Raw genomic sequence first — 15,839 nt, 5'->3', positions numbered from 1 at the left:
GCCGTCCGCGTCCTCCGATGTCTCGTCCCGACGTGTGGCTGGTCCCTGGGCTCCGCGCGCGCTTAAGATCCCCGCCTTGCCAGGTTCGGCAGTCGGGGGGAGGCCGTGGATCTCAGGGGTGGGCCCCACGCCGGACGGCGGCATCGGGCCGGACTCCTCGCGCGGGCTTTCGCCCCCGTAAATAGGTGTGTCTTTGCTTTCAATCCTTCGGGAGCGAAAGCCCGCGCCTCGTGTCGCCAACCGGCGGCACAGACCGACCCCGCCGTGGCCCCGATGCCCGGTCGTACCTATCCCCTTGCTTTCCTGACTCCTGGCCTTGCGCTTGGCTCGCGGCTCTCCCACCTTGTCGCCTATCGAGTCCGAACCTTTGAAAGCCGCCGCCTGATATGACGCAGACCCTTCCCGTTCTTCCCTTGCGCGACATCGTCGTGTTTCCGCACATGGTCGTGCCGCTGTTCGTCGGCCGCGAAAAGTCCATCCGGGCGCTGGAAGCGGTCATGTCCGCAGACAAGCAGATCTTCCTGCTGACGCAGCGCGATCCGGAAACGGACTCGCCGGGTGCGGACGATCTGTTCGATTTCGGTTGCGTGGCCAAGATCATGCAGTTGCTCAAGCTGCCGGACGGCACGGTGCGGGTGTTGGTCGAAGGCCAGGTGCGCGCGAAAGCGACCGGGCTGACGGCGCGCGACGGCTATCTGGAAGGCGCGCTGGAGCCGTTGCCGACCGAGTTCGACACGGCGAAATCCGGCGCGCTGGCCAAGGACGTGCGCGAGGCGTTTGCCGATTTCGGCACCGTCAACAACCGCATCGCCGAGGAAGTCGTCGCCTCCGTCGTCGATACGACCGATGCATCCAAGCTGGCCGACACGGTCGCCGTGCATCTGGGCGCGGATCTGGCGGACAAGCAGGCCTTGCTGGAAATGCCCGACCCGGCCGCACGGCTCGCCCGGATCATGGAGATCATCGGCGGCGAGACCTCCGTGCTGAAGGTCGAGAAGAAGATCCGCAGCCGCGTCAAGCGCCAGATGGAGAAGACGCAGCGCGAATATTATCTCAACGAGCAGATGAAGGCGATCAAGACCGAGCTCGGCGACGACGAGGTCGACGAGATGGCCGAGCTGCTGGAAAAGGCCGAGAAGACCAAGCTGTCCAAGGAAGCGCGCGAGAAGCTGACCAAGGAGCTGAAGAAGCTGGGGCAGATGAGCCCGATGAGCGCGGAAGCCAACGTGTCGCGCAACTATATCGACTGGATGCTGTCCGTGCCGTGGGGCAAGAAGAAGCGCGTCCAGCGCGATCTCGACAAGGCGCAGGCCATTCTCGACCAGGATCATTACGGCCTCGACAAGGTCAAGGAACGCATCATCGAGCATCTCGCCGTGCAGACGCGTACGAAGAAGGTGAAGGGCCCGATCCTGTGCCTGGTCGGCCCGCCCGGCGTGGGCAAGACCTCGCTCGGCAAGTCCATCGCGAAAGCCACGGGCCGCGAATTCGTGCGGGTCAGCCTGGGCGGCGTGCGCGACGAGTCCGAGATTCGCGGCCATCGCCGGACCTATATCGGCTCCATGCCAGGCCGGGTGATCCAGTCGATGAAGAAGGCGAAATACGTCAACCCCTTCTTCCTGTTCGACGAGATCGACAAGATGGGCCACGACCATCGCGGCGACCCGAGCGCCGCTCTGCTCGAAGTGCTGGATCCGGAACAGAACGATACGTTCAACGATCATTATCTGGACGTGGATTACGACCTGTCCGACGTCATGTTCGTCACCACGGCCAATAGCCTGAACATGCCGCAGCCTTTGCTCGACCGGATGGAGATCATCCGCATTCCGGGCTATACGGAAGACGAGAAGGTCGAAATCGCGCGTCGCCACCTGATCCCCGAACAGCTCAAGGAAAACGGGCTGAAGGCGGACGAATTCGACGTGTCCGACGATGCGGTCCGCGCGATCATCCGCTACTATACGCGCGAAGCCGGCGTGCGCTCGCTCAAGCGCGAAATCGCCCGGCTGGCGCGCAAGGCGCTGACCTTCATCATCAAGGGCGAGTCCGAAGCGATCGGCGTCACGGCGGACAATATCGGCGATTTCCTCGGCGTGAAGAAACATCGTTTCGGCCGCACCGAGACGGAAGACAGGATCGGCGTCGTGACCGGTCTGGCCTGGACCGAAGTGGGCGGCGATCTGCTGACCATCGAAGCGGTCTCCATGTCGGGCCGGGGCAAGATGACGGTGACGGGCAACCTCAAGGAGGTGATGAAGGAATCGATCTCGGCGGCGAACTCCTACGTCCAGGCGCGCGCGCCGGAGTTGGGGATCTCTCCGCGCGAGTTCCGTTCGCGCGACATCCATGTCCATGTGCCCGAGGGCGCGACGCCCAAGGACGGGCCGAGCGCGGGCATCGCCATGGTCACGGCCATGGTGTCCGTGCTGACCGGCATTCCGGTGCGCTCCGACGTCGCGATGACGGGCGAAGTGACCTTGCGCGGCCGCGTCCTGCCGATCGGCGGATTGAAGGAGAAGCTGCTCGCCGCATTGCGCGGCGGCGTGACGACCGTGCTGATCCCCGACGAGAACGAGAAGGACCTCGCCGAGATTCCGGACAATGTGAAGGACGAATTGCGCATCATCCCGGTCGGCTCGGTGGACGAGGTATTGGAACATGCGTTGGCATCCGCGCCTGTGGCCATCGACTGGACCGAGGCCGACGCAGCGCAGCTGTCCGGTATCCTGCTGGGCGGCACGCCGTCGCTGGAGACCGGTCCGGACATGGGCACCCAACCCCACTGATGGACATCCGGATCCGGATTTCGGCCGCGCTCGACGCGGCGGGAATGGACGGTCCGGACTACGCGGAAACAGGGCAGGGCAGCTGGCCCTCCGCCTTCGCCGTCAGCGACCTGGCCGTCGCCTCCATCGGCGCGGCCTGCGCGGAAGCGGGCGCGCTGGCGGATCGGCGCGCGCCGGTCGTGATCGACCGCCGTCTGGCGTCGCTCTGGTTCGGCTTCACGGTCCAACCCCAAGGCTGGGAGCTGCCGCCCGTCTGGGACGCGCTGGCGGGCATCTACCGCGCCGCAGACGGCTTCGTCCGCCTGCACACCAACGCGCCCCATCACAAGGCCGCCGCCCTGCGCGCGCTGGATGTCGACGCCGACCGCGCCCGGGTCGAAGCGGTCGTCGCCGGAATGCCCGCCGAAGCGGTCGAGGCGGCCGTCGTCGCGCAGGACGGCTGTGCGGCGCGGCTGATGAGCTTGGAAGACTGGCGGGCGCATCCGCAAGGCCGCGCCGTCGCATCCGAACCCCTGATCGCCTGGCAGCGTCATGACGGGCGCGGCACGCTGTGGCGGCCCGGTCCGGCCGAGCGGCCCTTGCGCGGACTGAAAGTTCTGGACCTGACGCGCGTACTGGCCGGGCCGGTCTGCACGCGCACGCTGGCGGGGTTCGGCGCGGATGTGCTGCGCATCGATCCGCCTGGCTGGGGCGAGGCGCTCGTGGAGACCGAAGTGACGCCGGGCAAGCGGCTGGCCACGCTGGATCTGAAGACGGAGGATGGCCGCAGGCAGCTTCTGGACTTGCTGTCGGAGGCCGATGTCTTCGTTCACGGCTACCGCAAGGATGCGCTCGACGCGCTGGGACTGGGCGAGTCCGTTCGACGGGCGGCCAATCCGCGGCTGATCGACGTGGCGCTCAACGCCTATGGCTGGACCGGACCATGGGCCGGACGGCGCGGCTTCGACAGCCTCGTGCAGATGAGCAGCGGAATCGCTCATCGCGGCATGGAATGGGCGGGCGCGGACACGCCCATGCCGCTGCCCGTCCAGGCGCTGGACTTCGCGACGGGCTATCTGATGGCGGCGGCGGTGATGCGGGCGGTGCGGTTGGGGCGGCCCATGTCGGCGCGGCTGTCGCTGGCGCGGACTGCGGCGCTGCTGGCTTCGGTTCCGGCGGACAATGACGGGGCTGACTTGGCACCGGTGGGCGCGGCCGATCTGGCGGAGCCGGTGGAGCCGACCGACTGGGGTCCGGCGCGGCGCGTGCGCTGGCCGTCCGACCAGGCGATGCATTGGGACAGGCCTGCGCGGCGCCTCCATGCCGATCCGCCCCGTTGGTCCTGAACGCCGGTTTCCAAGTCGGGTCGAGGGCGGGTCATGCAATCGTCTTGCATATGTGCTATGCTTTGAGGGCCAATCGGGAGAGATCGTCATGACATCCAACGCCGACGCTTTTACCATCGACATCGCATCCGACATCATCGACGATCTTCGCGCGCGGCTCTCGCAGACACGCTTTCCGGACACGGTCGCGGGCGCCGGTTGGGATTACGGGACTAAGACAGACTATCTCGAAACCCTGATCGATTACTGGCGGAACGGCTATGACTGGGAGGCTGAACAGGACCGGCTGAACGGGTTCGACCATTTCAAGGCGCGGGTCGACGGGCTGGACGTGCATTTCGTTCACGCGACATCGTCGCGGGACGATGCGATCCCGTTGCTCCTGCTGCATGGCTGGCCGTCCTCCTTCGTGCAGATGCTGGACCTGATCCCGCAATTGACCGAAGGCGAGCCGGCCTTTCACGTCGTCGCGGCGTCGTTGCCGGGCTTCGGCTTCTCCGACCGCCCGTCCGAACCGGGCATGAGCCCGGCGGCGATGGCGCCGATGATGCATGCGCTGATGCACGACGTTCTGGGCTATGAACGCTACGGCATGCGGTCGTCCGATCTGGGCGCGGGCGTGGCGTCGGCCATGGCCCTGTCCCATCCGGAGGCCGTCATCGGCTCCCACACGGGCGGCACGAACCCTTATCTGCAGGGCGAGATCCCGACAGACCTGTCGGAGGCCGAGGCGGAATTCGTCGCGAATGCACAGAATTGGATGCAGACCGAGATGGCCTATGCACAGCTCCACGCGTCCAAGCCGCAGACGCTCGCCGTCGCGCTGAACGACTCGCCGGCCGGGTTGGCGTCCTGGATTGTCGAGAAGTTCCACAAATGGGTCGACCATGACGGCGACCCGATGAGCCGGGTCGGGCGGGACGCCTTCCTGACGAACCTGACGATCTACTGGGCGACCCAGACCATCGGATCCTCCATGCGGCTGTATTACGAAGCCGTGCGCTCGCCGGGCAGCTGGGGCCGCGCCGACGTGCCGGTCGGCTATCTGATGCCGAGACACGACATGTTCCCGACCCCGCGCGAATGGATGGAACGCCAGGGGCCGATCGGTCATTGGACGGAGACGGATCAGGGCGGCCATTTCATGGAATGGGAACAGCCCGGCATCGTGGCCGACGACCTTCAGCGCTTTTTCGGCGCGCTGTAGCTATGGACGCAGCGAGCTGGCGTCCCTACATGGGCGACGTCAGAGGGCCGGGCGGCCGCGTCACTTTCGGGTGCCGAGGAAAGTCCGGGCTCCAGCGAAGCAGGATGCCGGGTAACGCCCGGCTGGCGTGAGCCAAGGGACAGTGCCACAGAGAGAAGACTACCGGGGTTCGTCCCCGGAAAAGCTGAAAGGGTGCGGTAAGAGCGCACCGGGCCGACCGCAAGGAAGGCCGCCACGGTAAACCCCATCCGGAGCAAGACCAAATAGGGACGGCGCATGTCGGGTTTCGCCGATGTCGTCCGGGTCGGTTGCATGAGCGGGTCGGTAACGGCCCGCCCAGATGAATGGCCGCACAGGCGGAGAAATCCGCCGGACAGAACCCGGCTTACAGGCCCTCTGACGCTTTTCCCGACGCGGTCCACAAGCCACAACATTGAATCGAAAGCGAAACATCCTCTTATCCACAGGACTCACAGTCTATTAAGGTTCGCGGAACTATAGCTAACAAAAGTTCAACGCGGGATTGATGACCATGAATTCCCACGATATCCCATGGATAGCCACGGCCCGCCCCATCCCTGACCGGCGGGCCGTGCGCAGGGTGCCACAATGTTCTTGTCGACTTCGACACATGCGATCGATGCCAAGGGACGGACATCCGTTCCGTCCGGTTTCCGCGACGCCATCGGCGACGATGCGGCCGTTTTCATCTGGCCGAGCGTACGCGGAAGTTTCCTCGAAGGTGGGGGAAAGGCGCTGATGGATTCGATCCAGCGCGAAATCTTCGACCGCGTGATGGATGGTTCGCTCTCGCCGGAAGAGGCGGAAGCGCAACAGGTCATGCTGCTCGGCGAGGCACGCCGTCTCGGCTATGACAAAACGGGCCGCGTCGTGCTGCCCGAAACGCTGCGCGACCATGCCGGGCTGACGACAGCCGCGACATTCGTCGGTTTGGGCAATCGCTTCCAGGTCTGGGAGCCCGATGCGCACGAAATCCGCAAGGCGGCAATGCGTGAACGGGTCAAGGGCGCCCCGCTAGTGATGGGCGTCGTGAGGCCATGAGCGCACGGCCGCATATTCCGGTCATGCTGGACGCCGTGCTGGATGCCGCCGCGGTCGCGGACGGCGATACGGTCGTGGACGCCACTTTCGGTCATGGCGGCTACAGCGAAGCCTTCCTTCGGGCCGCAAAATGCGATGTGGTCGGTCTGGACCGCGATCCGACCGTGCAACCGCGCGCGAGCGAACTGGCCAAAGCCTATCCAGGTCGCTTCCGCCTGATCGAAACGCCGTTCTCGGATATGGACCGTCACGATATTCCACCTGTAGATGTCGTCGTGTTCGATATCGGCGTCTCCTCCATGCAGATCGACCGGGCCGAGCGCGGCTTTTCCTTCCAGAAGGACGGTCCGCTCGACATGCGCATGAGCCGGTCCGGACCGACGGCGCGCGACGCGGTGATGCAACTGGACGAGGCGGCGTTGTCAACGCTCTTCAAGGTCTATGGCGAGGAACGCCACGCCCGCCGCGCGGCAAGGCGCATCGTCGAAGCCCGCATGGACGGTGATATCGCGACGACGGGACAACTGGCCGACATTATCGAAACCGCCATCGGCCGCACCGGCAAGATCCATCCCGCGACCCGTGTGTTTCAAGCCTTGCGCATCTTCATCAATGACGAGCTAGGCGAACTTTATCGCGGCCTTTGCGCGGCGGAAGCCCTGCTCGAACCCGGCGGGCGGCTGGTGATCGTGACCTTCCATTCGCTCGAAGACCGGATCGCGAAGCAGTTTCTGCGCGACCGGGCCGGAGATGTGGAAGGCGGCTCGCGCTACGCCCCGGCCGTCACTCGCGAAGGCCCAGCGCCGAGTTTTATCCTGCCGCGGCGTTCCGTCGTCAAGCCGTCCAGATCCGAGGAGGCTGTCAATCCACGCGCACGCTCGGCCAAGCTGCGCATGGCGGTGCGGACGGACGCGTCCGCTCACGATTGCGAGGCTGAGAGCTGGCATCCGCCGCGGACGGAACTGCCGACGCTGGAGCGTCTGGCGTGAGCGCGGCGCCTTATGTCTACACGCCGGTCGAGCGGACATCCCGTCGACTCGGCCTGTTCCTGCTGATCATGCTCGGCCTGTCGCTGACCATGGTGCTCTTCTTCGTCAAGACACGTGCCCAGGACGCGCGCGCCGAAGTCGCGAGCCTGGAGAAACGCATTGCGCAGCATGAGGCCGCCATCGGCGTGCTGACGGCCGAAAAAGCGGTGCTCGCCAATCCGGAACGCCTGCGTCGTCTCTCGGAGGCCCGCCTCGATCTCGTTCCCGTCACCACGGAAAACACGATCACGTTGGCTGGACTGCTGGCCTTGTCCGACGCTGCGGTCGATGAGCTGCCAGCGGAGGAGACGCCATGAGCCTGTCTCCTTTCGCCAGCACGCGCTCGGTCGCGCTTGCCGATGTGAATCACGCCGCCGTATCGGAAGGCCGGATCCGCATCCGCATCAGCCTGATCCTGTTTCTCGGCATGATGGCGCTCGTCCTGCTGCGCCTGGCCGAAGTCGCCTTGCTGTCGCCGGACGCGCATCGCCGTGCCGCGCCGGCGCAGATCACGCTCGACCGGGCCGACATCACCGACCGGAACGGCCTGCTGCTCGCCACCACCTTGTCGAGCTATTCGCTCTATGCGGAGCCTGCGCGCATCTGGAACCCACAGGAAACGGCGGATGCGCTGGCGCACATCCGTCCCGGTCTAGACAGATCCCGCATAGTCGAACAGCTCGCCTCCGAACGGGCATTCGTCTGGATCGACCGGGGTCTATCGCCGAAGGAACGCCAAGCCGTGTTCGAGCTCGGCCATCCGGGACTGGGATTTCGTCGCGAACCCCGGCGTGCTTATCCCAACGCGCCGCTCGCCGCCCATCTGGTCGGTTGGACAGATATCGATCTGGCCGGTGCGGCCGGAGTGGAACGCGCTTTCGAGGACCGCCTGGTCGGGGACACGGCCCCGGCATTGACGCTATCCATCGATGGCCGCGTTCAGTTCGCGATCGCAGAAGAACTCAAGAAAAGCGTCGAACACTATTCCGCGCTCTCGGCGGCGTCCGTGCTGATGGACATCCAGTCCGGCGAGATCGTCGCCATGGTGTCCGTACCGGATTTCAACACGAACGATTACGGCGCGGCTTCGCCTGAAGCCCGCTTCAATCACGCCGCAATGTCGACCTACGATCTTGGTTCCGTCTTCAAGCCGCTGACCGTCGCCATGGCGCTGGAAGACAAGTTGGCCGAGCGGGAGGAGATGTTCGACGTGCACAAGCCTTACAAGGTATTGAACAAGTTCATTCGCGACGACCATCCGGCCAAGGAACCGCTATCGCTCGATTACGTCTTGGCTGAATCCTCCAATCGCGGCACAGCCATGCTGGCCCAGCGGATCGGCAAGGAGCGGATGCAGCGTTATCTGCGCGGGCTCGGCTTGATGGACCGCGTGCCTTACGAATTGGCCGAAAGCGCCCGCCCGCAGATTCAAAGCCATTGGGGCGAGATGGCGACCGTGACCGTCTCCTACGGCCACGGTCTGGCCGTCACACCGTTGGCTCTGACGGCGGCGACCGCCGCCTTGCTCAATGACGGCGTCTATATCGCACCGACAGTTCTGAAACGCGATGCCACGCGCCCGCCGGAAACGCGCCGCGTCTTCTCCAGTCGGGTTTCGCAGGATCTGGCCGACATGATGCGGCTGACTGTCGTGGAAGGGACTGGCAAGAAGGCCGACGTCCCGGGTTTCGGAGTCATGGGCAAGACCGGCACGGCGGAGAAGCCTTATCGCGGCGGTTACGATCGCAACCGTCTCGTCACATCCTTCATCTCGGCCTTCCCACATTCCGATCCGCGCTATGCGCTGATCGTGACTCTCGACGAACCCAAAGGCCTGCCGGAAACGCATGGGTTTGCGACCGCGGGGTGGAACGCCGCACCGACGACGGGTGCGATCATCGAACGGATCGGACCGATGCTGCCGGGCGCGCGGGACATCCGCAAGACGGCACGGCTGAATACGGAGGCGCTGCGATGAAACGGCTGACGCTCGGCGATATCGGCCTGTCCGGCGATACGGTCATCCAAGGACTGAGTTGCGACTCACGGCAGATCGAACCCGGCTATGTTTTCGCCGCGCTGCCAGGCACATTCCTGGATGGGCGCGACTTCATTCCGCAAGCGATCAATAACGGCGCGATCGCCGTCCTGAGCACGTCGGGAGCGCAGACGCAGACCCTGCCGCTGCTCGCTTCTCGGGATCCGCGTCTCGATTATGCGCGCCTGTCCAAGCGGCTCTATCCGGACCAGCCCGAAACGATCGTGGCCGTAACCGGCACAAACGGCAAAAGCTCCACTGTCGAATTCCTGCGCCAGATCTGGCAATCGGCTGGGCGTGCTTCGGCCTGTTTCGGCACGCTGGGCGTTCGCCTCGCAGATGATCTGGAGCCGATGAGCCATACGACGCCGGATGCGCTGGCTTTGCACCGAACCCTGTCCGATCTTGAGGCGCGCGGCATCACCCATGCCGCCATGGAAGCCTCGTCGCACGGTCTCGATCAGCGCCGCATGGACGCAGTGACGCTCAGCGCCGCAGGCTTCACAAACCTGACGCAGGATCATTACGATTATCACGGCACGCCGGAAGCCTACTTCGATGCCAAGGCCCGCCTTTTCACCGAACTTCTGCCCGATGGCCGGCCAGTCGTGGTCATGGTGGACGACGAGGCGGGACGGACAATCCAAGACATGTGCGACGCCAAAGGGTTCGACGTGCGTTCGGTCGGCTGGGCCGGCCGCGACGTTCGGATCGCCGAAATCATGCCGCGCGCCGCCTCGCAGCTCCTGACGTTGGTGATCGACGGCGACCGCGCGGAAGTCGAGCTGCCGCTTGCCGCCGAATTCCAGGCTCTGAACGCTGTGACTGCACTGGGTCTGGCCATGGCGACGGGCGTCACGAAAGACGACGCCCTGTCCGCGCTGTCGACCCTGTCCGGCGTTGCGGGACGGCTCGAAATTGCGGGTACGACGGGGAACGGCGCGCCCGTCTTCGTCGATTTCGCCCATACGGAAGACGGCCTGTCGAAGCTGTTGCGGTCCGTCCGTCCGCATGTGGAAGGCCGCCTGCACGTCGTGTTCGGCTGCGGCGGCGACCGCGATACGGACAAACGCCCCAAAATGGGCGCGGCCGCTTGCCGCCATGCCGACGACGTCATCGTCACCGACGACAATCCGCGCAGCGAAGACCCTGCCGCAATCCGAGCGGCGGTTCTGAGCGGCTGCCCGGATGCGACCGAGATCGGCGACCGGCGTGCCGCCATCGCTGAAGGGATCGCGCGGCTGAAACCGGGTGATTGCCTCGTCGTGGCGGGCAAGGGCCATGAACAAGGCCAGATCGTCGGCGACACGATCATTCCCTTCAACGACGTCACCGTCGTGCAGGAGCTGCTGTCGTGAGTTCGCTCTGGACATCGGCGGACATCGCGGCTGCGACCGACGGACATGAAAATGGAACGTTCGAGGCGACGGGCCTGTCCATCGACTCACGCACAACCCGGCCGGGCGATTTGTTCGTGCCGCTGATCGATGCGCGCGACGGGCACGATTTCATCGATGCAGCCCTGATGGCAGGCGCCGCCGGAACGCTGGCCGACCGGAATGGGTTCGCACCGTCCGTGATCGTAGACGATACGATGGTCGCCTTGCGGGCTCTCGGCCTGGCCGGTCGGCAACGCAGTCAGGCCCGCCGGATCGCCGTGACGGGGTCCGTCGGTAAGACCAGCGTCAAGGACGCCTTGGGCATCATGCTGTCCGCTTTCGGTCCGACACACATATCTGCCCGCTCGTTCAATAATCATCTCGGCGTGCCGATCACGCTGGCGACGCTGTCGCCGGAGGCGGACTTCGCCGTGTTCGAAACCGGCATGAACCATGCCGGAGAACTGACCGATCTATCCGAGCAGGTCGCCCCGCACATTGCGCTGATCACGACGGTTGCGGGCGCGCACAGGGCGAATTTCGACAGCGTCGCGGACATCGCCGACGCCAAGGCTGAAATTCGCCACGGCCTGGTCGAAGACGGCTTGCTGATCCTGAACGCCGACAATGAATACACGCCGCGCATTCGCAGGCTGGCCGAAAACTTGGGCATCGTGACGTTCGGCCGCTCCGACGACGCCGATATCCGTATTCTATCGTCCGATCACGGGGCCGATGGCGGCACGGTCCGCCTCGACGTCGCAGGCGATTCCGTGAGCGTTGAACTGAACGTGGCCGGTGAACATTGGGACCATAACGCCGCCGCCTGTATTGCCATCGCCCATGCTCTGGGTCTGGATGTACAACGTGCCGCCGACGCACTGTCGGGCGTCAAGGCGAGCCACGGTCGCGGCGATATCCATACGGTCATAATCGACGGCAAATCCGTCACGCTGATCGACGAGAGCTACAACGCCAATCCGACCTCCATGCGCGCCGCCATCGCGGCTGCCGCGTTGCAGCCGGGCCGCAAGATCGCCGTGCTGGGCGACATGCATGAACTGGGCGCTGACGAACTCGAATTGCATGCCGTACTAGCGGACCCTTTGCAGAAGGCCGGGTTTGCGCGCGTGCTGACCATCGGCGAATGCATGCGCTCCTTGCGCGGTGCGCTGCCGCGCGATCTGCGCGCATTGCAAGCGGATACGATCGAGCTGATCGACGACGCGCTGCGCGACGAACTCCGCGACGGCGACGTGCTGCTGATCAAGGGATCGAATGCGACGGGGCTTGGCCGTTTGGCCGGCCGGCTCAAACGGGGAGGGCCGGACTGATGCTCTATGAATGGCTCGAACCGCTGAGCGAAGACTACCAGATCTTCAACTTGCTCAACTACATCACCTTCCGTGTCGGCGGAGCGGTGATGACGGCGCTGCTTGTGGCTTTCGTGCTGGGGCCGCGCATGATCGACTGGCTGCGCCAAAAACAAGGCAAGGGCCAGCCGATCCGCGAAGACGGGCCGCAGAGCCATATCATCGAGAAAGCGGGAACGCCGACCATGGGTGGGCTGCTGATCCTGCTTTCGGTCGTCATCTCGACGCTGCTTTGGGGCGATCTATCGAGCCCATTCCTCTGGACCGTGTTCATGGTCACGGTCGGTTTCGGGCTGATCGGTTTCTACGATGACTTCCTGAAAGTCAGCCGCCAGAGCCACAAGGGTTTTCCCGGCAAGATCCGGTTGCTGCTGGAATTCCTCATCGCCGCCCTTGCGGTCTGGATCCTGATGGGCGCGATCCCGGCGGAAGACAGCTTCAATACCGGGCTGGCCATTCCGCTGCTCAAGGATTTCTGGATCAATCTGGGCCTCTTCTTCATCCCCTTCGGTTGCCTCGTCATCGTGGGCAGCGCCAATGCGGTGAACCTGACGGACGGTCTGGACGGGTTGGCCATCGTGCCGGTGATGATCGCCTGTTCCGCCTTCGCCTTCATCGCCTATCTGGTCGGTAATGCGGTATTCTCCGGCTATCTCGGCGTGCCTTTCGTGCCGGGTTCGGGCGAGGTGACGATCTTCCTGGGCGCCATCATCGGCGCGTCGCTCGGCTTCCTCTGGTACAACGCGCCGCCCGCCATGATCTTCATGGGCGACACGGGGAGCCTCGCGCTAGGCGGCGCGCTCGGCACGACCGCCGTGGCGACGAAGCACGAGATCGTGCTGGCCATCATCGGCGGGCTGTTCGTGCTCGAAGCCGTCTCCGTGATCGTCCAGGTCGTCAGCTTCAAACTGACCGGCAAGCGGGTCTTCCGCATGGCGCCGATCCACCATCATTTCGAACAGAAGGGGTGGCAGGAACCGACCATCGTCATCCGCTTCTGGATCATCGCCATCATTCTCGCCCTGATCGGGCTCGCCACGTTGAAGCTGCGGTGATCAAGGCGACCACATTCGACGGACGGCGCGTCGCCGTCTTCGGCCTCGGCCGGACCGGTGTTTCGGCTGCGCTCTCGCTGCAAGCGGGCGGCGCGGAGGTCTGGGCGTGGGACGACAACGAGAGCGCACGGGCCGCCGCCGAAGCGGATGGCGTGGCCTTGCGCGACCTGTCTGCCATCGATTGGTCCGAAGTGGACGAGTTCGTCCTGTCGCCCGGCGTGCCGCACATCCTGCCAGAGCCGCATCCGACCGCACGGGCGGCGCGCGTCGCGGGCGTGCCAATCATCTGCGACATCGAAATCCTGGCGCGCGAGATCAATGCGCGTCCCGTTGCCGACCGTCCGCGGGTCATTGCCATCACGGGCACGAACGGCAAATCCACGACGACGGCCTTGATCGGCCATATCCTGAAATCACTTGGCAAGGACGCGCAGATCGGCGGCAATATCGGTCGCGGCGTGCTCGATCTGGACCGGATGCATGCCGGAACCCACTACGTGCTGGAGCTGTCTTCCTACCAGCTCGAACGCACGTTCAGCTTGCGCGCCAACGCGGCGGTGTTTCTCAATCTCAGCCCGGACCATCTCGACCGGCATGGCACGATGAGCGACTATGGTGCGGCGAAAGAACGGATTTTCCTGAACCAGACATCCGACGACACGGTCGTGGTTGGCGTGGACGACGATTTCGGCAAGGCGCTGACGTCGAAGCTGAAAGCCCGGAACGGCCGGCGCATAGTTCCGATTTCGGCGCGGCGGGCCTTGGGTCACGGCGTCTGCGCCCTGGGCGGACAGCTGGTGGACCGAACGGCGCGCAATGGCCGGGTCGTCTGCGACCTGGGCAAAGCCCTCGCGCTCGAAGGCATGCACAACGCCCAGAATGCGGCGGCCGCCTATGCGGCGGTATCCAGCTTCGGCATCGAACCGCGACCCATCGGCGAAGCGATCCTGTCCTTTCCGGGACTGGCGCACCGGATGGAGAATTTGGGATCCGTCGGACGGGTGCGCTTTATCAACGACAGCAAAGGGACCAATGCCGAAGCCGCATGGCAGGCGCTATCGAGTTACGAGAATGCATTCTGGATCGCGGGCGGTGTCGCGAAGGATGGCGGGATCGAACCGCTGATGGATTTAAGGTCCAACATCCGTAAAGCCTATTTGATCGGCGAAGCGGCGCCGGGCTTTTCGCGCACGCTTCGCGGCGCTTCGGTCGATTGCAAAGTTTCGGGCACATTGAAGATGGCGGTGTTGTGTGCGGCGCACGATGCGCTGGCGTCGGGTTTGAAGGACGCGGTCGTTCTTCTGTCGCCAGCCTGCGCCAGTTTCGATCAGTTCCGCAATTTCGAAGTCCGTGGCGACGCATTCCGCGAAGAGGTCGACAGGTTGATAGACCTGTTCGCCAAGTCGGCCGAAGCCGCATCGCGGGGGACCGCGGCATGAGTGTTGCGATCATGCCGCGGTCGCTGACCTCTCGCTCGCAGCGGTTTCTGCTGACCGAATGGTGGCGGTCGATCGATCAGCTGACATTGATGCTGCTGCTCTGCCTGCTTTGCGCCGGGCTGGTCTTGTCCATGGCGGCGTCTCCGGCGGCGTCGCACCGGCTCGGCATCGGGTCGCCTTTCCACTTCCTGCTGAGACACGGCTTGTTTGCCGTGGCCGGTTTCTCGGGCGCTGTCGTCGTCTCCTTGTTCACGCCGCGAGGCGCCCGCCGCATCGGCATTCTGGCGCTGTTCGGTTCGATCCTCGTCATGGCGGCCCTGCCGCTTGTCGGGTTCGAGGTGAAAGGCGCGGTGCGCTGGATCCGGCTCGGCGCCTTCTCGCTGCAGCCATCCGAGTTCGCCAAGCCCGCCTTCATCGTCTTCGCCGCCTGGATGTTCGCGGCCGCCAAGCGCGATCCGAACGTGCCGGCCGTGCTGATCGTGCTCGGCGTGTACGCATCGATGATTTTGATGCTCATCACCCAGCCGGATTTTGGGCAGTCCTTTCTGCTGACACTTTGTTTCGCCGCTGTCTTCTTCTTCGCCGGCATGTCGATCGGTTGGCTGCTCGTCATGCTGGGCGTGACGATGATGGGGGCGTTCGGCGCCTACCTGGCCCTGCCACACGTCAGGGCGCGCGTTTCTGCATTCCTGTCGCCCGACCGATCGGATTCGTTCCAGACCGACAAGGCGCTGGAAGCGATTTCTGGCGGCGGCTTCTTCGGTCGCGGGCCGGGGGAGGGCGCGGTGAAATACGATCTACCGGACGGACATACGGATTTCATTTTCGCCGTATCGGTCGAAGAGTTCGGCTTTCTCATCAGCGCGATGCTTATCGCTCTGATCGCTGCTTTCGTCATCCGCGCCTTTTCCAACGCGCTGCGCCTGAACGACCAGTTCTGCCAACTGGCCACGGCCGGGCTTGCCACGTTGATCGGGATGCAGGCCATCATCAACCTGTGCGTCAATCTGAACATGGCGCCGAGCAAGGGCATGACGCTGCCGTTCATCTCCTATGGGGGATCATCCCTGCTGTCGCTCTGCTTCGCGGCCGGGCTGATCCTGGCCTTCACGCGGCGCCGTCCCGGCGCCTACCGGACCTAGGA

At 64.6% G+C, this 15,839-nt stretch carries 12 protein-coding genes and 1 other RNA gene; all 13 read left to right on the top strand.

Features of this window, described 5'->3' with window-relative positions; translation table 11 throughout:
• Positions 1 to 386 precede the first annotated feature (386 nt).
• The 13 genes from lon (at position 387) to Q0718_RS12575 (ending at position 15,837) form a co-directional block, all read left to right on the top strand.
• Positions 387 to 2,789: an endopeptidase La gene (gene lon / locus Q0718_RS12635; RefSeq protein WP_298918570.1), complete on the top strand. Its 2,403-nt coding sequence runs from the start codon at positions 387 to 389 to the stop codon at positions 2,787 to 2,789.
• Between the two features lie 44 nt (positions 2,790 to 2,833).
• Positions 2,834 to 4,114, top strand: coding sequence for a CoA transferase (locus Q0718_RS12630; protein ID WP_366523888.1), 1,281 nt, complete (start codon positions 2,834 to 2,836; stop codon positions 4,112 to 4,114).
• Between the two features lie 88 nt (positions 4,115 to 4,202).
• Positions 4,203 to 5,321 (top strand): epoxide hydrolase family protein, encoded by a 1,119-nt coding sequence (locus tag Q0718_RS12625; protein ID WP_298918565.1) that lies wholly within the window; start codon positions 4,203 to 4,205, stop codon positions 5,319 to 5,321.
• A gap of 39 nt (positions 5,322 to 5,360) precedes the next feature.
• Positions 5,361 to 5,725, top strand: an RNA gene (gene rnpB / locus Q0718_RS12620) — RNase P RNA component class A.
• Positions 5,726 to 5,930: 205 nt separating this feature from the next.
• The gene (locus Q0718_RS12615) at positions 5,931 to 6,383 is read left to right on the top strand and encodes a division/cell wall cluster transcriptional repressor MraZ (protein ID WP_298918562.1); all 453 of its coding nucleotides are present in this window, start codon (positions 5,931 to 5,933) and stop codon (positions 6,381 to 6,383) included.
• Positions 6,380 to 7,372, top strand: coding sequence for a 16S rRNA (cytosine(1402)-N(4))-methyltransferase RsmH (rsmH, locus tag Q0718_RS12610; RefSeq protein ID WP_298918559.1), 993 nt, complete (start codon positions 6,380 to 6,382; stop codon positions 7,370 to 7,372). The genes Q0718_RS12615 and rsmH overlap by 4 nt, the downstream gene beginning before the upstream one ends.
• On the top strand, positions 7,369 to 7,728 hold the full coding sequence (locus Q0718_RS12605) for a hypothetical protein (protein WP_298918556.1): 360 nt from the start codon (positions 7,369 to 7,371) through the stop codon (positions 7,726 to 7,728). Before rsmH ends, Q0718_RS12605 begins: the two co-directional genes overlap by 4 nt.
• Entirely contained in the window at positions 7,725 to 9,389 is a 1,665-nt protein-coding gene (locus Q0718_RS12600) for a penicillin-binding protein 2 (RefSeq protein ID WP_298918553.1), read from the top strand. Before Q0718_RS12605 ends, Q0718_RS12600 begins: the two co-directional genes overlap by 4 nt.
• Positions 9,386 to 10,807, top strand: coding sequence for a UDP-N-acetylmuramoyl-L-alanyl-D-glutamate--2,6-diaminopimelate ligase (locus Q0718_RS12595; RefSeq protein ID WP_298918551.1), 1,422 nt, complete (start codon positions 9,386 to 9,388; stop codon positions 10,805 to 10,807). The genes Q0718_RS12600 and Q0718_RS12595 overlap by 4 nt, the downstream gene beginning before the upstream one ends.
• The gene (murF, locus tag Q0718_RS12590; RefSeq protein WP_298918548.1) at positions 10,804 to 12,162 is read left to right on the top strand and encodes a UDP-N-acetylmuramoyl-tripeptide--D-alanyl-D-alanine ligase; all 1,359 of its coding nucleotides are present in this window, start codon (positions 10,804 to 10,806) and stop codon (positions 12,160 to 12,162) included. The genes Q0718_RS12595 and murF overlap by 4 nt, the downstream gene beginning before the upstream one ends.
• Positions 12,162 to 13,256: a phospho-N-acetylmuramoyl-pentapeptide-transferase gene (gene mraY, locus Q0718_RS12585; RefSeq protein WP_298918545.1), complete on the top strand. Its 1,095-nt coding sequence runs from the start codon at positions 12,162 to 12,164 to the stop codon at positions 13,254 to 13,256. The genes murF and mraY overlap by 1 nt, the downstream gene beginning before the upstream one ends.
• Entirely contained in the window at positions 13,253 to 14,695 is a 1,443-nt protein-coding gene (gene murD / locus Q0718_RS12580) for a UDP-N-acetylmuramoyl-L-alanine--D-glutamate ligase (protein WP_298918542.1), read from the top strand. Before mraY ends, murD begins: the two co-directional genes overlap by 4 nt.
• The gene (locus tag Q0718_RS12575) at positions 14,692 to 15,837 is read left to right on the top strand and encodes a putative peptidoglycan glycosyltransferase FtsW (protein WP_298918539.1); all 1,146 of its coding nucleotides are present in this window, start codon (positions 14,692 to 14,694) and stop codon (positions 15,835 to 15,837) included. Before murD ends, Q0718_RS12575 begins: the two co-directional genes overlap by 4 nt.
• Positions 15,838 to 15,839: the final 2 nt, after the last annotated feature.

The sequence above is a fragment of the uncultured Algimonas sp. genome, assembly GCF_947498175.1.
Taxonomy (GTDB): domain Bacteria; phylum Pseudomonadota; class Alphaproteobacteria; order Caulobacterales; family Maricaulaceae; genus Litorimonas.
The sequence above is the reverse complement of the archived record's forward strand: the minus strand, read 5'-3'. Positions and strand labels throughout refer to the sequence as shown.

Excerpts from the sequence above, each read along its gene's own strand:
- lon (WP_298918570.1), top strand. The coding sequence starts at position 387 with ATGACGCAGACCCTTCCCGTTCTTCCCTTGCGCGACATCGTCGTGTTT.
- Q0718_RS12630 (WP_366523888.1), top strand. The coding sequence starts at position 2,834 with ATGGACGGTCCGGACTACGCGGAAACAGGGCAGGGCAGCTGGCCCTCC.
- Q0718_RS12625 (WP_298918565.1), top strand. The coding sequence starts at position 4,203 with ATGACATCCAACGCCGACGCTTTTACCATCGACATCGCATCCGACATC.
- Q0718_RS12615 (WP_298918562.1), top strand. The coding sequence starts at position 5,931 with ATGTTCTTGTCGACTTCGACACATGCGATCGATGCCAAGGGACGGACA.
- rsmH (WP_298918559.1), top strand. The coding sequence starts at position 6,380 with ATGAGCGCACGGCCGCATATTCCGGTCATGCTGGACGCCGTGCTGGAT.
- Q0718_RS12600 (WP_298918553.1), top strand. The coding sequence starts at position 7,725 with ATGAGCCTGTCTCCTTTCGCCAGCACGCGCTCGGTCGCGCTTGCCGAT.
- Q0718_RS12595 (WP_298918551.1), top strand. The coding sequence starts at position 9,386 with ATGAAACGGCTGACGCTCGGCGATATCGGCCTGTCCGGCGATACGGTC.
- mraY (WP_298918545.1), top strand. The coding sequence starts at position 12,162 with ATGCTCTATGAATGGCTCGAACCGCTGAGCGAAGACTACCAGATCTTC.
- Q0718_RS12575 (WP_298918539.1), top strand. The coding sequence starts at position 14,692 with ATGAGTGTTGCGATCATGCCGCGGTCGCTGACCTCTCGCTCGCAGCGG.